Consider the following 15,279-nt stretch of genomic DNA (forward strand, 5'->3'; position numbering starts at 1 on the left):
ACGTCAGGTGCCGCCCGGCCCTCGTACCGGTCAGTGGGACCGCTCCCGCCCCTGCCGCCGTCGGCGCGGTCTGCTGAGGCCTCACACCCCGAACACCACCGAACACCCACCGACTGGCAGGAGGCATCCATGCGGGACGGCCGACGGGAAGGCGAAGCCACCCACGGCGCCATACACGAGCCCACCGGCGACGCGATCCACGACGCGATCCACGACGTGATCGTCGTCGGATCCGGCGCGGGAGCCATGACCGGGGCCCTGGTGGCCGCCGCGGACGGCCTGGACACGGTCGTCCTGGAACGGACGGCGCTGCTCGGCGGCACCTCCGCCTACTCCGGGGCCGCCTGCTGGCTGCCCGGCACCCAGGTGCAGGAACGCGCCGGTCTCGGCGACTCCACCGACGCCGCCCGCACCTATCTGCGGGCCCTCGTCGGCGACACCGGACCGGACCGCCGGGAGGCCTTCCTGCGGCACGCGCCCGAACTGGTCGCCCGGCTGGAGAGCGACCCGGCCGTGGAGTTCGAGTGGCGGGCCTTCCCCGACTACGTCGCCGCGCCGGGACGCATGGACGCCGGGCGGTCCTTCGTGCCGCGCGACCTGCCCGCGGAGGAACTGGGCGACCTGCTGCCCCTGATCCGCCCGGCGGTTGACCGGGACCGGGCCGGTCAGGGCCACCCCGACGGTCCGCTGACCGCGGGCCGCGCCCTGATCGGCCGCCTCCTGCTCGCCGCCACCCGCACTGGCAACGCCACCGTGCGCACCGGGCACCGCGTCACCGGCCTGGTCACCGAGCACGGCCGGGTGACCGGCGTCGAGGCCGAGACCCCGCAGGGCACGGTCACCGTACGGGCCCGGCGCGGCGTGCTGCTGGCCGCGGGCGGCTTCGAGGGCGACGACGCGCTGCGCACCGAGCACGGCGTACCCGGCGCCGCCGCGTGGACCATGGCACCCCCGGGAGCGACCACGGGCGACCTGCTGCGCGCCGCCGTCCGCCTCGGTGCCGCCACCGACCTCCTGGACGAGGCCTGGTGGTGCCCCGGCACCGAACGGCCGGACGGCACCGCCGCGTTCACCCTCGGCCTGCGCGGCGGCATCGTCGTGGACGCGGCGGGCCGGAGGTTCGCCAACGAGTCACTGCCGTACGACCGCATGGGCCGTGCCCTCGCCACCGCGCAGGCACCCGCCCACCTGATCTTCGACTCGCGTGAGGGCGGCGGCCTGCCCGCCATCACCGTGCCGCCCGCCGACCGGGAGGAGCACCTCGCGTCCGGCGTCTGGGTGAAGGCGGACTCGCTGCCCGAACTCGCCGAGCGCATCGGCGTCCCGGCCGATGCGCTGACCGACAGCGTCGCCCGCTTCAACGGCCATGCCGCGACCGGCACCGACCCGGACCACCACCGGGGCGAGGACCCCTACGACCGGTTCTTCGCCGACCCCCGCAACGCCCCCGGGCCCAACCCCTGCCTGGTCCCGCTGGACCGCCCGCCCTACTACGCGGCCCGTCTCGTCCTCGCCGACCTCGGCACCAAGGGCGGCCTGCGCACCGACGTCCACGCCCGCGTCCTCGACGACGCGGGGGACCCGATCCCCGGCCTGTACGCCGCCGGGAACACCAGCGCCTCCTTCACCGGCCGGGTCTACCCGGGCCCCGGCGTCCCCATCGGCACCGGGATGGTCTTCGCCTCGCTGGCCGTGCGGGACATGACCTCCCCCGGCGCGGCCCCGGCCACGCTCCCGGCCAGTGGGATCGCCGACGGCGCCGTCCACGGGGCGCGTTCTACCGTCACGGCACCGCCGGCCAGGGACTGAGGAGAGGTACTCGATGATCGACAAGAGTGTGTACGGGCCGTGGGCGGTCGTCGCGGGCGGCTCCGAGGGCGTCGGCGCCGCGTTCGCCGAGCAGCTCGCCGACGCCGGGATCAACCTGGTGCTGATCGCCCGCAAGCAGGGGCCCCTGCACGAGACCGCCGACCGGGCGCGGGCCCGGGGCGTCGAGGTCCGCACCCTCGCCCTCGACCTGCTCGACCTCGAGGCCCTTCAGGCGGTCCGCGCGGTCACCGACGGGCTGGAGGTCGGGCTGCTGATCTTCAACGCGGGCGCCAACACCTACGGCCACGACTTCGTCACCGGCGACCTCGACGGCGTCCAGGGCGTGCTGGACCTGAACATCACCGCGCAGCTCGCCCTCACCCACCACTTCGGGGCCCTGATGAAGGAACGGCGCCGCGGCGGCATCATGCTGGTCGGCTCCCTCTCCGGCTACCTGGGCCAGGCCCGGATCAGCGTCTACTCGGCGGCCAAGGCGTTCAGCCGCGTCTTCGCCGAGGGCCTGTGGCTGGAGCTGCGCGAGTACGACGTGCACGTCCTCGAACTGGTCCTGGGCGTGACCCGGACCCCGGCCATGGAACGCGCCGGCCTGCGCATGGACCTCCCCGGCCTCCGCGTCGCCGAACCGGACGACGTCGCCCGGGAGGGCCTCGACCACCTCGCCGACGGGCCCGTGCGGGTCGCCGGGGGCAACGTGGAGACCGCCGAGCGGCGCAGCGGCTTCCCCCGCGCCGAACTGGTCCTCGGCGCGCACGAGGCCTCCCAGCGGCTGCTGCCCTCCGTCACCTGACCGGGGGAGCGGCACACCCTCCCGCGCGCCGCCGCACCGCACTCCCACCGTCCGCGTACGCCGTCCCCTCCCGGAGAGCAGATGAGCGAGCCCGAGCCCCCACTCACGATCCCCGGCGCCCTGGACCTCGCCGCCGCCCGCGCCCCCGACCGGGAGGCACTGGTGGACGACGACGTACGGCTGACCTGGAGGGAACTGCGCGACCAGGTGCGGGCCGCCGTCAAGTCGCTGATCGCCCTCGGCACCCGGCCCGGCGACCGGATCGCCGTCTGGGCGCCCAACGGTCACCGCTGGGTGGTGGCCGCGCTCGCCGTCACCTCGGCCGGTGCGGTACTGGTGCCCGTCAACACCCGCTACAAGGGCGGCGAGGCCCGCTGGCTCCTCGAACGCGGCGCGGCCAGGGTGCTGTTCGTCGAGAACGGCTTCCTCGGCAAGGACTACCTGGCCATGCTGAGGGACGGCGCGGAGGCAGCGGAGGAGCCGCGCCCCGTACCGTCCCTGCCGGGCCTGGCAGCCGTGGTGACGCTCGACGGCGACGAGGACGGCGCAGGTGCCGGAGCGGACCGCCCCGGCACCCTGCCCTGGGGGGCCTTCCTCGCCTACGGCGCCCACCTGCCCGACGACGAGGTCGCCGTCCGCACCGCCTCCGTGCGCCCCGACGACCCGTCCGACCTGCTCTTCACCTCGGGCACCACCGGCCGGCCCAAGGGCGCGCTGACCACGCACCGCCAGAACCTCGCCACCTACCGGGCCTGGAGCGCGCGCACCGGAGTCACCGGCGACGACCGCTATCTGATCCTCAACCCGCTCTTCCACTGCTTCGGCTACAAGGCGGGCGTACTGGCCTGTCTCCTGCGGGGCACCACGATGGTGCTGCAACCGGTCTTCGACGTGAACCGGGCCCTGCGCGCCGTCGAGACCGAACGGATCAGCGTCCTGCCGGGCCCGCCCACCATCTACACCGAACTGCTCGACGCCCCCGACCGGTCCCAGTTCGACCTGTCCTCGCTGCGCCTCGCGGTGACCGGCGCCGCCGTGGTGCCGGTCGCCCTGGTCCGGCGCATGCGGGCCGAACTGTTCCCCGAGGTGCTCACCGCCTACGGACTCACCGAGTCCTGCGGCACGGTCAGCGTCTGCTCCGCCGAGGACGACGCGGAGACCGTGGCGCTGACCGCGGGGCGCCCCATCGACGGTGTCGAGGTGCGCATCGCCGACGGCGACCGGCGCCCGCTGCCCGCAGGACGGGACGGCGAGATCCTGGTCCGCGGCTACAACGTGATGCTCGGCTACCTGGACGACCCGGCGGCCGGCGCGGCGGCCGTCGACGACGACGGCTGGCTGACCACCGGCGACATCGGCCACTTCGACGAGCGCGGCAACCTGGTGCTCACCGGCCGCTCCAAGGACATGTTCGTGGTCGGCGGGTTCAACGTCTACCCGGCCGAGATCGAGCAGGTCCTCACCGGACACGACGCCGTCGCGGAGGCCGCCGTCGTCGGCGTCCCCGACCCGCGCCTCGGGGAGGTCGGCCGGGCCTACGTGACGGCCCGCCCCGGCACCGGGAGCGACCCGGGCGCCCTGCTCGACTGGTGCCGCGAACGGCTCGCCAACTTCAAGGTCCCCCGCGAGGTCGTCGTCCTGGGGGCGCTGCCGCGCAACGCCGCCGGCAAGGTCGACAAGGCCGCGCTGCGCACCGACTGACACCCGCGGCGCCACCACGCACCGCACGGACACGGCCCGCGAGGGCCGGGAGGACGCACGATGGGCAATCAGGTTCTGGAGTCGGTGCGCGCCCTGCTGCCCGGCATCGGCAAGCGGGCCGTCGCCGCCGACGAGGCACGGCGCATACCGGAGTCCACGGTCCGCGAACTGACCGGCGCGGGCGTCTTCCGCATGCTCCAACCCGCCCGCTACGGCGGCCTGGAGAGCGACCCGGTCGACTTCTACCAGGTGGTCAGGGCGATCTCCGCCGTCTGCTGCTCCACCGGCTGGGTCGCCTCGGTGCTGGGCGTGCACCCCTGGCAGCTCGGCCTGTTCCCGCGCCGGGCGCAGGACGACGTCTGGGGCGAGGACCCCGACACCCGCATCTCCTCGTCGTACGCGCCGGTGGGCCGGCTCACCCCCGTCGACGGCGGCTACCGGCTCACCGGCCGCTGGAGCTTCTCCTCCGGCTGCGAGCACGCCACCTGGGCCCTGCTCGGCGCCCTCGTCGTCGGCGCCGAGGGACGGCCGGTGGACTTCCTCACCGTCCTGGTGCCCCGCGCCGACTACACCATCGAGGACGCCTGGGACGTGGTCGGACTGCGCGGCACCGCCAGCAACGACATCGTCGTCGAGACGGCGTTCGTGCCCGGCCACCGGGTGCTGCGCAACTACGAGCAGGCCCGGCTGAAGGTGCCCGGTCAGCAGGTCAACAAGGGGCCCCTGTACCGGCTGCCGTTCGGCGCCATCTTCACCAGCGCCATCACGGCACCGGTGATCGGCGCGGTGTCCGGCGGCTACGAGTCGTACGTGTCGCTGATGAAGGAGCGGGTGCGGCTCAGCCTGGGCGGCGGCCGGTTCACCGAGGACCCCTTCGCCCAGGTCGCCATCGCGCGCGCCGCCTCCGACATCGACGCGACCGTCCTCCAGATGGACCGCAACCTGCGCGAGCTGTCCGAACTCGCCGCCGCACACCGGGAGATACCCATGGAGCTGCGGCTGCGCACCCGGCGCGACCAGGTCCGGGGCACCGAACGGGCCGTCGCCGCGATCGACCTGCTCTTCAAGACCGCCGGCGGCAACGCGCTGCGCCGCGGCAACCCCGTCGAGCGGGCCTGGCGCGACGCCCACGCGGGCAGCGTGCACGTCGCCAACGACGTGGAACGCGCGCTCGCCATGTACGGCCGCGGGGCGTTCGGCCTCACGGTGGAGGACAACCTGGTCTGAGGAGGAGCACATCATGCGGCTCGAAGGACGCGTCGCGATCGTCACCGGCGCCGGGGACGGCATCGGCGCCGCGGTGGCCCGGCGGTTCGCCGCCGAGGGGGCCAGGGTGCTGGTCGCGGAGGTGAACGAGGAGACCGGCCGGGCGGTGGCCGACGCGATCGGCGGCCGCTTCCAGCGCACCGACGTCGGCGACAAGGCACAGGTGCTGGCCATGGTCGACACCGCGGTGCGGGAGTTCGGCGGCGTCGACATCCTGGTCAACAACGCCTGGGCGGTCGGCGACCTCGGCCGGGTGGAGGACAAGACCGACGAGATGCTGGCCCGGGGGATGGGCATCGGCTTCTACGGCCCGTTCTGGGCGATGCGGGCGGCGTTCGCGCACATGCGGGAGCGCGGCTGGGGCCGGGTCGTCAACATGTGCAGCCTCAACGGCGTGAACGCCCACATGGGCACCCTGGAGTACAACGCCGCCAAGGAGGCCCTGCGCACCCTGACCCGCACCGCCGCCCGGGAGTGGGCCCCCACCGGGGTCGTCGTCAACGCGATCTGCCCCGGCGCGAAGAGCGCGGCCTTCCGGCGGCGGATGAGCGCCAACCCCGAGCTGGAGCGGCAGGTCGGGGCCATGAACCCGATGGGGCGGATGGGCGACCCGGACGAGGACATCGCCCCGGCCGCGCTGTTCCTCGCGAGCGAGGACGCCCGGTACGTCACCGGCAACACCCTCTTCGTCGACGGCGGTTCGCACATCAACGGCGTGGCCTGGGCCCCCGACCTGCCCTGACGGACCCGAGCCCGGGAGAGGCGGCACGCGCTCTCCCGGGCTCCGGCATGTCCGTCACGTCTCCTGGCCCGCCGCCCTCGCGGCGAGGAACCGGGCCGGGAACTCCCCGCCGCCGTGCACCGCGAGGTCCGCCCCGTTGACGTACGCCGACAGGTCGCTCGCCAGGAACAGGCAGGCCCGCGCGACGTCCCCGGGCACGGCCATCCGCTCCATCGGGATCACGCCGGCCACCGAGGCGCCGCCGTCCGCGCCGTAGACGGACGCCGCGCTCTCGGTGCGGATCAGGCCGGTGGTGATGTGGTTGACCCGCACCTCGGGCGCCCACTCCAGGGCCAGCGCCTTCGTGAGCGCCAGCAGCCCCGCCTTGGCGGCCGTGTACGCGGCGGTGCCCGGCTGCGGATCGTGCGCGGAGACGCTCCCGATGTTGACGACCGAGCCGCCGCCCGGCCGGGCCCGCATGGCGCCGTGGGCCGCCTGCGCCACGTAGAACGGCGCGAGCAGGTTGAGCGCGACGATCTTCTCCACGAAGCGCGGTGAGACGGTCGCCGCGTCCGCGTCCGGCGAGCCGCCCGCGTTGTTGACGAGCACGTCGAGACGGCCGAAGCGCGCCACCGCGCTGTCGACGAGTCCGGCCGCCGCCGCCGGATCGCGCACGTCGGCGGCGACGAAGACCGCCTCCCTGCCCCCTGCCGCCGGCAGGGCGCCCGGCGCGTTGCGGCCGCAGACCACCACGTCGGCCCCGGCCCCGAGGAACGCCTCCGCGATGGCGGCACCGATGCCCTTGGTGCCGCCGGTGACGAGCACCACGCGCCCCGTGAAGTCCAACGGGTTGTCGATGTCCATGTTTCCCGGCCTTTCGGTCGCTTGGGCGGCTGTGCTGTGCGGCAAGAGACGAGTCAGTACGAGGTGAGTCCGAGTCCGGCGGCGAGCCGTGCCCGGTGCGAGGCGGGCGGGCCGAAGAGCTCGCCCGCTCCGTGCGCCCGCTTGAAGTAGCGGTGCGCGTCGTGCTCCCAGGTGATGCCGATCCCGCCGTGCAGTTGGATCGTCTCCCCGGCCACCGCCGAGAACGCCTCGGAGCACACCGACTTGGCGACGGCGGCGGCCCGCGGCAGCGCGCCCCGGTCCTCGTCGGCGGCGAAGGCCGCGCCGAGCGCCGCCGAACGCGCCGACTCCACCAGCACGTAGGCGTCCGCCAGCCGGTGCTTGACCGCCTGGAACGACCCGATGGCCCGCCCGAACTGGACCCGGCCGCGGGCGTAGGCGACGGTGAGTTCGAGACAGCGCTCTGCGGCGCCCACCTGCTCGGCCGCGAGCGCCGCGCAGGCCAGGTCCCGCACGTGCGCCAGGGCCCGCTCCCCGTCACCCGCGACCCCGACCGGGCGCCCCTCGGCGCCGTCCAGGACCCACCGGGCCTGGCTCCGGGTGCCGTCCATGGCGACGACGGGTTCGCGGCGCGCTCCGGGCGCGTCCGCCGCCACCTCGAACAGGGAGACACCGGCCGCCGTACGGGCCGCGACGACCAGCACGTCGACGTCCGGCCAGTCCAGTACGTGCTCCTTGACGCCGCTGAGGAACCAGGCGCCGCCGCCGGGCCCCGGTACGGCGCGGGTGCGTACCGCCGCCGGGTCCCAGGAGCCCTGCTCGGCCCAGGCCAGCGCGCCCACCGAGCGCCCTTCGGCCAGCGCCGGCAGCAGGCGTCCGCAGGCCTCCTTGTCGCCGGAGGCGAGCAGCGCCCCCGCCGTGAGCACCGCCGAGCCGAGCACCGGCAGCGGACTCAGGCACCGGCCCAGCTCCTCCATCACCACGTGCACGTCCCGGGCGCCGCCGCCCGCGCCCCCGTACTCCTCCGGTACGGCGAGTGCGGCGACGCCGACCTGCTCGGCCAACGGCCGCCACGCCGCCTCCCCCTCGTGCCAGGTCAGCAACGACCGTACGGCCGACCGCAGTTCTTCCTGCTCCTCCGTCAGCCTCATCGGGCTGCTCCCCTCGGGTGTGTGGCGCGCGGTGTGCCGCGCGGTCAGGCGGCCAGGACGCGGGCCCGGCAGACGGCCGGGGTGCCCCAGGCGTCGCGCAGCGGACGGGCCTTGCGGATCCACAGGGACAGGTCCAACTCGTCGGTGTAGCCGACCGCCCCGTGCAGTTGCAGGGCGGTGCGTGCGGCCCGGTGGGCTGCCTCGCCCGCCGTGACCTTGGCGGCGGCGACGTCCCGGCCGGCCTCCGGGGAGCCGGCGGCCAGCGCGAGCGCGGCGCCGTGCACCAGCGGCTCGGCGAACTCCAGGGCGATCAGTGTGTCCGCGAGCCGGTGCTTGACGGCCTGGAAGGAGCCGACGGGCACACCGAACTGGGTGCGCTGCTTGACGTACTCGACGGTCCGGTCGAGCAGCGCGCGGCCGAGCCCCAGGGACTGGGCCGCGGTGGCCAGCGCGGCGACGTCGGCGGCATGTGTGGCGGCCGAGGCCACCGCGGGGCCGTGGGCCAGCACCGTCCCGCCGGAAGACGGCCGCGACAGGCGGCGCGCCGGGTCGGCCGAGGGCTGTACGGGCCCCGGCCGGACGCCCGCGCGCAGTACGTCGCCGTCCACGACCAGCACCGTGTCGGCCGCGTCGGCGTCGAGGACGTACGGGCCGAGGGCGGTCAGGCAGAGGGTGGCGACGGTTTTGCCCGAGGCGATGCCGGGGAGGTGGGCGGCGGCCGCGTCCGGGTCACCGAGCCGGTCGAGCAGGGCCGCCGCGGCGACTGTCTCGACCAGCGGGCCCGGTACGGCGTGCCGCCCCAGCTCGGTGAAGGCGACGGCGATGTCGAGCGGCAGCGGACCGAGCCCGTCGTGGCGTTCCGGCACCGCGAGCGCGAACACCCCGGCCTCGGCCAGCCGCGCCCACACCGCCCGCCCCGGGGCATGGTCCCCGGCGGCCCAGGACCGTACGGCCGCCGGGGTGTCCGAGGAGGTGAGGAGTCCGTCGAGGGAGCGGGCGAACTCCCGCTGCTCGGCGTCGAGGAGGAACCGCATCACCGGCGTCCCTTCGGCAGGCCGAGCAGCCGCTCGGCGATGATGTCGCGCTGGATCTCGTTGGTGCCCGCGTAGACGGGCCCGGCCAGGGAGAAGGTGTGCCCCTCGGCCCAGGCGCCGTGGTCCGGCGACTCGGGGGCGTGGTCGGCGAGTTCGCCGTACGGGCCCAGCAGGTCCAGGGCCGTCTCGTGCAGGGCGATGTCCAGCTCGGACCAGAAGACCTTGTTGAGGCTGGAGGCGGCGCCGGCCGGACCTCCCTCGTCGTGCAGGATGCGGGAGGCGCCCGCGTAGGAGAACAGCCGGTAGGCGCGGGCGCCGATCACCGCGTCGGCGGCCCGGTCGCGCAGCGCCGTGTCGGCCGGGTCGCCGTGCTCGCGCCACAGCGCGGTCAGCCGGTCGGCGGCGGCGGTGAAGCGGCCCGGGCTGCGCAGGGTGAGGCCGCGCTCGTTGCCGGTGGTGCTCATCGCCACCCGCCAGCCCTGGCCGGGCTCCCCGATCACGTCCTCGTCCGGCACGAACACGTCGTCCAGGAAGAGCTCGGCGAAGGCCGGCCGGCCGTCGAGCCGTCCGATGGGCCGCACGGTGACGCCCTCGGCGTCCAGCGGGAACATCAGGTAGGTCAGCCCGCGGTGAGGTTTCCCTGCGTCCGGGTCGCTGCGGAACAGGCCGAAGGCCCGGTCGGCGAACGCGGCCCGCGAGGACCACGTCTTCTGGCCGCCGAGCAGCCAGCCGCCCTCGGTGCGCCGGGCCGTCGACCTGAGCGAGGCCAGGTCGGAGCCGGACTCGGGTTCGGACCAGGCCTGCGCCCAGATGACCTCGCCGCTCGCCGTCGCGGGCAGGATCCGTGCCCGCTGCTCGGGGGTGCCGTGCTCGAAGAGGGTGGGGGCGAGCAGGTTGATGCCGTTCTGGCTGACGCGTCCGGGGGCACCGGCCGCGAAGTACTCCTCCTCGAAGACCAGCCAGCGCAGGATCGAGGCGTTCCGCCCGCCGAACTCCTCGGGCCAGGACACCACCGACCAGCGGTCGGCGGCCAGTTCGGCCTCCCACTCCCGGTGGGCGGCGAAGCCCTCGGCGCTCTCCAGGGACGGCAGGGGAGTGGCCGGCACGTGGGCCGCCAGCCAGTCGCGGGCCTCGGCGCGGAAGGTCTCGTCCGCCTCGCTGAAGTCGAGGTCCATCAGCCGCCCGCCTTCTTCATCGCCCGGATGTCCATGCCACCGAGCGCGTCCGGCGCGGTCTCGGCGTTGTGCGCGTGCGCCACGTGGTGCAGGCCGAACACCGAGTCCATGCCGGCGTGCAGTCCCTGGAGATCCTCGGCCTGGTTCACGGCCCGCTTGGTCAGCGCGAGGCCCAGGCGGGGCATCTCGGCGATGCGCAGCGCCAACGCCTGCGTCTCGCCGGCCAGTTCCTCACGCGGCACAACACGGTTGACCATGCCGACCTCGTACGCGCGGCGGGCGCTCATGCGGTCCCCGGTGAACAGGAACTCCTTGGCGACGCGCGGCGGCATCACCCACGGGTGGGCGAAGTACTCGACACCGGGTATGCCCATCCGCACCACCGGGTCGGCGAAGAAGGCGTCCTCGGAGGCCACGATCAGGTCGCACACCCAGGCGAGCATCAGCCCGCCCGCCACACAGGCGCCCTGCACGGAGGCGACGACCGGCTTGGGCAGCTCGCGCCAGCGGCGGCACATGCCCAGGTACACCTCGGACTCGCGGGCGAAGCGGCTCTCCGCACCCTGCTTGTCGGAGTGGTCCCACCACAGTCCCGCGCGGCGCTCGAACGGCAGGTGGGCATCCCGCTCGGGGGTGCCGATGTCGTGGCCCGCGGAGAAGTGCTTGCCCGCTCCGGCGAGGACGACGGTCTTCACCTCGTCGTCCTCGGCGGCCCGGTAGAAGGCCCGGTCCAGGGCGTAGGTCATCGCGGAGTTCTGGGCGTTGCGGTATTCGGGGCGGTTCATGGTGACCGTCGCGACCGGACCCTGCTTCTCGTAGCGCACGGGTTCGCCGGTCTCGTCTTGGGCAGCGGACATCGTCGGCCCTCCTTCCCTAACAAGTGTTTGGTAGATTAACGTAACGGCATGAGCAGCGTCGAGGAGTTCCGCGCCGAGATCCGCGGCTGGCTGGCCACCCACCTCACCGGTGCCTTCGCCGCCCTGCGGGGCCGCGGCGGCCCGGGGCGTGAGCACGAGGCCTTCGCCGAACGGCTCGAGTGGGAACGGCACATGGCCGCCGCCGGCTGGACCTGCGTCGGCTGGCCCGAGGAGTACGGCGGCCGGGGCGCGACCCTCGAGCAGCAGGTCGCCTTCCACGAGGAGTACGCGCTGGCCGACGCGCCCGCCCGGGTCAACCACATCGCCGAGCAGCTGCTCGGCCCCACCCTGATCGCCTTCGGCACCCCCGAGCAGCGGGCCAGGTTCCTGCCGCCGATCGTCGCCGCCGAGGAACTGTGGTGCCAGGGCTACAGCGAGCCCGACGCCGGGTCCGACCTGGCGGGCGTGCGCACCCGCGCCGAACGCGACGGCGACCACTGGGTGGTCACCGGGCAGAAGATCTGGACGTCACTGGCCCACGAGTCCCAGTGGTGCTTCGTCGTCGCCCGCACCGAACCCGGGTCGCGGCGCCACCACGGCCTGTCCTACCTCCTGGTCCCGCTGGACCAGCCCGGCGTCGAGGTCCGCCCCATCACCCAGCTGACCGGCACCTCCGAGTTCAACGAGGTGTTCTTCGACGGCGCCCGCACCCGCGCCGACCACATCGTCGGCGCTCCGGGTGACGGCTGGCGCGTGGCGATGGCCACCCTCGGCTTCGAACGCGGCGTCTCCACCCTCGGCCAGCAGGTCGGCTTCCGGCGCGAACTGGAGACCCTCGTCGAGACGGCGAAGCGCAACGGCGCCGCGGACGACCCGCTGATCCGCGACCGCCTCGCCCGCGCCTGGACGGGACTCGAGACCATCCGCTGCAATGCCCTGCGGATGCTGGACGGCGTCGCGTCCGGCGCACCCGGTCCCGAGGCGTCCATCGGCAAGATCTTCTGGGCCACCTGGCACCGCGAACTGGGCGAACTGGCCATGGACGTGTGCGGCGCGGGCGGCATGCTCGCCGCAGGTGAGCCCTACGACCTCGACGACTGGCAGCGGCTGTTCCTCTTCTCCCGCTCCGACACCATCTACGCCGGGTCCAACGAGATCCAGCGCAACATCATCGCCGAGCGCGTCCTCGGCCTGCCCAGGGAGGCCCGCCCGTGACCCCGAAGCCCCCACCGTACGTGCCGGGGCACTCGCTCCTGGCCGGACGCACCGCCGTCGTCACCGCCGCCGCCGGTGCCGGGATCGGCGGCGCCACCGCCCGCCGGTTCCTGGAGGAGGGCGCCCGCGTCGTCATCGGCGACGCCCACGAACGGCGCCTGGGCGAGAGCGCCGCCACCCTCGCCGAGGAGTTCGGCGCCGACCGCGTGGCCGCGCTGCCCTGCGACGTCACCGACCAGCGGCAGGTCGACGCCCTGTTCGCGCTCGCCGCCGAACGCCACGGCGGCCTCGACGTCGTGGTCAACAACGCCGGACTCGGCGGCACCGCGGACCTGGTCGACATGACCGACGACCAGTGGGCCAAGGTCCTCGACGTCACGCTCAACGGCACCTTCCGCTGCACCCGGGCCGCCCTGCGCCGGTTCAAGGAGCAGGACGGCGAGGGAGGTGTCGTCGTGAACAACGCCTCCGTCATCGGCTGGCGGGCCCAGCGCGGCCAGGCCCACTACGCCGCCGCCAAGGCCGGCGTCATGGCCCTCACCCGGTGCGCCGCCCTGGAGGCCGCCGACTTCGGCGTACGGGTCAACGCCGTCGCCCCGAGCCTCGCCATGCACCCGCACCTGGTGAAGGTCACCACTCCCGCACTCCTCGCCACGCTCACCGAACGCGAGGCATTCGGCCGGTACGCCGAGCCGTGGGAGATCGCCAACGTCATCGTCTTCCTGGCCAGCGGCTACGCGTCGTACATGACCGGTGAGACGGTTTCGGTCAGCAGTCAGAGAGCATGAGCGGATGAAGCGCAACTCCTCAGCCCCGTCGTCGTCCACCTCGTCGTCGTCCACGTCCTCGTCGTCCACCCCCTCGTCCTCCGCCGCCGAGCGCCGCGCCGAGATCCTGGCCACCGCCGCCCAGGTCTTCGCCGACCAGGGCTACAACGCCACCACCGTCCGCCGCATCGCCGACGCCGCCGGGATGCTCGCGGGCAGCCTCTACTACCACTTCGACTCCAAGGAGTCGATGCTCGACGAGATCCTCACCGCCTTCCTGGACGAGCTGTGGGCCGGCTACGACACGGTGCTCGCCGCCGGGCTCGGACCGCGGGCGACCATCGAGGCCCTCGTCACCGAGTCCTTCCGGCAGATCGACCGGCACGGTCCCGCGGTCGCCATCTACCAGAAGGAGTCCCGGCACCTCTCCGCCCAGCCGCGTTTCGGCTACCTCGCCGACTCCCAGGTGAAGTTCGAGAACGCCTGGCTGCGCACCCTGGAACGGGGCGTCGCCGAGCAGGTCTTCCGCGGCGACCTGGACGTGCGGCTCGTCTACCGGTTCGTGCGCGACACCGTCTGGGTGGCCGCCTCCTGGTACCGCCCCGGCGGCACCCACAGCCCGGAGGAGATCGCCCGGCAGTACCTGTCCATGGTCCTGGAGGGCATCACCCCGCGCGGCTGACGCCCCCGGCCCACCCCCGATCCACCACCAAGGAGCACTGTCATGGCCGAGGCCTACATCGTCGAAGCGGTCCGCACCCCGGTCGGCCGGCGCCGGGGCGGACTGTCCGCCGTCCACCCCGCCGACCTCGGGGCGCACGTCCTCAAGGCGCTGATCGAGCGCACGGGCATCGACCCGGCCGCCGTCGACGACGTCGTCCTCGGCTGCCTGGACACCGTGGGACCGCAGGCCGGGAACATCGCCCGCACCGCGTGGCTCGCCGCCGGCCTGCCCGAGGAGGTGCCCGGCACCACCGTCGACCGGCAGTGCGGCTCCTCCCAGCAGGCCGTCCACTTCGCCGCCCAGGGCGTGCTCTCCGGCACCCAGGACCTGGTCGTCGCGGGCGGCACCCAGAACATGTCGATGATCCCCATCGCCTTCGCCAGCCGCCAGGCCGCCGAACCCCTCGGCCTCACCGACGGTCCCTACGCGGGCTCCGAGGGGTGGCGCGCCCGCTACGGCGACGCGCCCGTCAACCAGTTCCACGGCGCCGAACTCATCGCGGAGAAGTGGGACATCTCCCGCGAGGACATGGAGCGGTTCGCGCTGCGCTCGCACCAGCGGGCCGCACGCGCCGTCGACGAGGGCCGCTTCGACCGCGAGACCGTGGCCTACGGCGACGTGACCCGCGACGAGGGCCCGCGCCGCGACACGTCACTGGAGAAGATGGCGGCCCTCAAGCCGGTCGTCGAGGGCGGCCGGCTGACCGCAGGGGTGTCCTCCCAGGTCTCCGACGGCGCCTCCGCGCTGCTCATCGCCTCCGAACGGGCCGTCGCCGAACACGGACTGACCCCGCGCGCCCGCGTCCACCACCTGTCGGTGCGCGGCGAGGACCCCATCCGCATGCTGTCGGCGCCGATCCCGGCGACGGCGTACGCCCTGAAGAAGGCCGGGATGTCCATCGACGACATCGACCTGGTCGAGATCAACGAGGCCTTCGCACCCGTCGTCCTGGCCTGGCTCAAGGAGACCGGCGCCGACCCCGGCCGCGTCAACGTCAACGGCGGCGCCATCGCCCTCGGCCACCCGCTCGGCGCCACCGGCACCAAGCTGATGACGACCCTGCTGCACGAACTGGAGCGCACCGGCGGCCGCTACGGCCTGCAGACCATGTGCGAGGGCGGCGGACTCGCCAACGTCACCATCGTCGAACGCCTCTGAGGCACATGCGGGAGGGGGCGGTCCGGATCTCCGGGCCGCCCCCTCCTCAC

Annotated in this window: 14 protein-coding genes; 9 read left to right on the forward strand and 5 right to left on the reverse strand. The window is 74.2% G+C overall.

The genetic code is table 11. The features are described from left to right. Window positions 1–129 precede the first annotated feature (129 nt). The 5 genes from OHA99_RS33470 (at window position 130) to OHA99_RS33490 (ending at window position 6,326) form a co-directional block, all read left to right on the forward strand. Window positions 130–1,809 (forward strand): FAD-dependent oxidoreductase, encoded by a 1,680-nt coding sequence (locus tag OHA99_RS33470; protein ID WP_153181177.1) that lies wholly within the window; start codon window positions 130–132, stop codon window positions 1,807–1,809. 13 nt (window positions 1,810–1,822) lie between these two features. Continuing rightward, window positions 1,823–2,617, forward strand: coding sequence for an SDR family NAD(P)-dependent oxidoreductase (locus OHA99_RS33475; RefSeq protein ID WP_405698590.1), 795 nt, complete (start codon window positions 1,823–1,825; stop codon window positions 2,615–2,617). 81 nt (window positions 2,618–2,698) lie between these two features. Then, window positions 2,699–4,318, forward strand: coding sequence for a FadD3 family acyl-CoA ligase (locus tag OHA99_RS33480; RefSeq protein ID WP_405698591.1), 1,620 nt, complete (start codon window positions 2,699–2,701; stop codon window positions 4,316–4,318). 60 nt (window positions 4,319–4,378) lie between these two features. After that, the gene (gene hsaA / locus OHA99_RS33485; protein ID WP_153181180.1) at window positions 4,379–5,545 is read left to right on the forward strand and encodes a 3-hydroxy-9,10-secoandrosta-1,3,5(10)-triene-9,17-dione monooxygenase oxygenase subunit; all 1,167 of its coding nucleotides are present in this window, start codon (window positions 4,379–4,381) and stop codon (window positions 5,543–5,545) included. A 13-nt stretch (window positions 5,546–5,558) separates the two neighbouring features. Then, window positions 5,559–6,326 (forward strand): SDR family NAD(P)-dependent oxidoreductase, encoded by a 768-nt coding sequence (locus tag OHA99_RS33490; RefSeq protein ID WP_194280198.1) that lies wholly within the window; start codon window positions 5,559–5,561, stop codon window positions 6,324–6,326. A 54-nt stretch (window positions 6,327–6,380) separates the two neighbouring features. On the opposite strand, the gene OHA99_RS33495 is transcribed toward OHA99_RS33490, so the two are convergent. From OHA99_RS33495 to OHA99_RS33515, 5 genes are read right to left on the reverse strand one after another with little or no spacing between them, the layout of a single operon-like run. Next, window positions 6,381–7,169, reverse strand: coding sequence for an SDR family oxidoreductase (locus tag OHA99_RS33495; protein ID WP_366473296.1), 789 nt, complete (start codon window positions 7,167–7,169; stop codon window positions 6,381–6,383). A gap of 53 nt (window positions 7,170–7,222) precedes the next feature. Beyond that, entirely contained in the window at window positions 7,223–8,299 is a 1,077-nt protein-coding gene (locus tag OHA99_RS33500; protein WP_405698593.1) for an acyl-CoA dehydrogenase family protein, read from the reverse strand. A gap of 44 nt (window positions 8,300–8,343) precedes the next feature. Beyond that, window positions 8,344–9,333 carry an acyl-CoA dehydrogenase family protein gene (locus OHA99_RS33505; RefSeq protein ID WP_405698595.1) on the reverse strand — a complete coding sequence of 330 codons (990 nt, stop codon included), beginning with the start codon at window positions 9,331–9,333 and terminating at the stop codon, window positions 8,344–8,346. Next, window positions 9,333–10,508, reverse strand: a complete 1,176-nt coding sequence (locus tag OHA99_RS33510; RefSeq protein ID WP_405698596.1) for an acyl-CoA dehydrogenase family protein — start codon at window positions 10,506–10,508, stop codon at window positions 9,333–9,335. Before OHA99_RS33510 ends, OHA99_RS33505 begins: the two co-directional genes overlap by 1 nt. Then, window positions 10,508–11,365 carry an enoyl-CoA hydratase gene (locus tag OHA99_RS33515; RefSeq protein ID WP_405698598.1) on the reverse strand — a complete coding sequence of 286 codons (858 nt, stop codon included), beginning with the start codon at window positions 11,363–11,365 and terminating at the stop codon, window positions 10,508–10,510. The genes OHA99_RS33510 and OHA99_RS33515 overlap by 1 nt, the downstream gene beginning before the upstream one ends. Before the next feature lie 48 nt (window positions 11,366–11,413). On the opposite strand from OHA99_RS33515, the gene OHA99_RS33520 reads away from it, so the two are divergent. The 4 genes from OHA99_RS33520 to OHA99_RS33535 are packed head-to-tail and all read left to right on the forward strand — an operon-like array spanning window position 11,414 to window position 15,229. Then, the gene (locus tag OHA99_RS33520) at window positions 11,414–12,580 is read left to right on the forward strand and encodes an acyl-CoA dehydrogenase family protein (protein WP_405698599.1); all 1,167 of its coding nucleotides are present in this window, start codon (window positions 11,414–11,416) and stop codon (window positions 12,578–12,580) included. Further along, entirely contained in the window at window positions 12,577–13,368 is a 792-nt protein-coding gene (locus OHA99_RS33525; RefSeq protein WP_405698601.1) for an SDR family oxidoreductase, read from the forward strand. Before OHA99_RS33520 ends, OHA99_RS33525 begins: the two co-directional genes overlap by 4 nt. A 4-nt stretch (window positions 13,369–13,372) precedes the next feature. Then, window positions 13,373–14,029: a TetR/AcrR family transcriptional regulator gene (locus tag OHA99_RS33530; RefSeq protein WP_405698603.1), complete on the forward strand. Its 657-nt coding sequence runs from the start codon at window positions 13,373–13,375 to the stop codon at window positions 14,027–14,029. Between the two features lie 42 nt (window positions 14,030–14,071). Beyond that, window positions 14,072–15,229, forward strand: a complete 1,158-nt coding sequence (locus OHA99_RS33535) for an acetyl-CoA C-acetyltransferase (RefSeq protein WP_405698604.1) — start codon at window positions 14,072–14,074, stop codon at window positions 15,227–15,229. Window positions 15,230–15,279: the final 50 nt, after the last annotated feature.

The sequence above is a fragment of the Streptomyces coelicoflavus genome (assembly GCF_045041415.1).
Taxonomy (GTDB): Bacteria; Actinomycetota; Actinomycetes; order Streptomycetales; family Streptomycetaceae; genus Streptomyces; species Streptomyces coelicoflavus.

Coding starts and splice junctions, on each gene's coding strand:
- OHA99_RS33470 (WP_153181177.1), top strand. CDS start 130: ATGCGGGACGGCCGACGGGAAGGCGAAGCCACCCACGGCGCCATACAC.
- OHA99_RS33475 (WP_405698590.1), top strand. CDS start 1,823: ATGATCGACAAGAGTGTGTACGGGCCGTGGGCGGTCGTCGCGGGCGGC.
- OHA99_RS33480 (WP_405698591.1), top strand. CDS start 2,699: ATGAGCGAGCCCGAGCCCCCACTCACGATCCCCGGCGCCCTGGACCTC.
- hsaA (WP_153181180.1), top strand. CDS start 4,379: ATGGGCAATCAGGTTCTGGAGTCGGTGCGCGCCCTGCTGCCCGGCATC.
- OHA99_RS33490 (WP_194280198.1), top strand. CDS start 5,559: ATGCGGCTCGAAGGACGCGTCGCGATCGTCACCGGCGCCGGGGACGGC.
- OHA99_RS33495 (WP_366473296.1), bottom strand. CDS start 7,169: ATGGACATCGACAACCCGTTGGACTTCACGGGGCGCGTGGTGCTCGTC.
- OHA99_RS33500 (WP_405698593.1), bottom strand. CDS start 8,299: ATGAGGCTGACGGAGGAGCAGGAAGAACTGCGGTCGGCCGTACGGTCG.
- OHA99_RS33505 (WP_405698595.1), bottom strand. CDS start 9,333: ATGCGGTTCCTCCTCGACGCCGAGCAGCGGGAGTTCGCCCGCTCCCTC.
- OHA99_RS33510 (WP_405698596.1), bottom strand. CDS start 10,508: ATGGACCTCGACTTCAGCGAGGCGGACGAGACCTTCCGCGCCGAGGCC.
- OHA99_RS33515 (WP_405698598.1), bottom strand. CDS start 11,365: ATGTCCGCTGCCCAAGACGAGACCGGCGAACCCGTGCGCTACGAGAAG.
- OHA99_RS33520 (WP_405698599.1), top strand. CDS start 11,414: ATGAGCAGCGTCGAGGAGTTCCGCGCCGAGATCCGCGGCTGGCTGGCC.
- OHA99_RS33530 (WP_405698603.1), top strand. CDS start 13,373: ATGAAGCGCAACTCCTCAGCCCCGTCGTCGTCCACCTCGTCGTCGTCC.
- OHA99_RS33535 (WP_405698604.1), top strand. CDS start 14,072: ATGGCCGAGGCCTACATCGTCGAAGCGGTCCGCACCCCGGTCGGCCGG.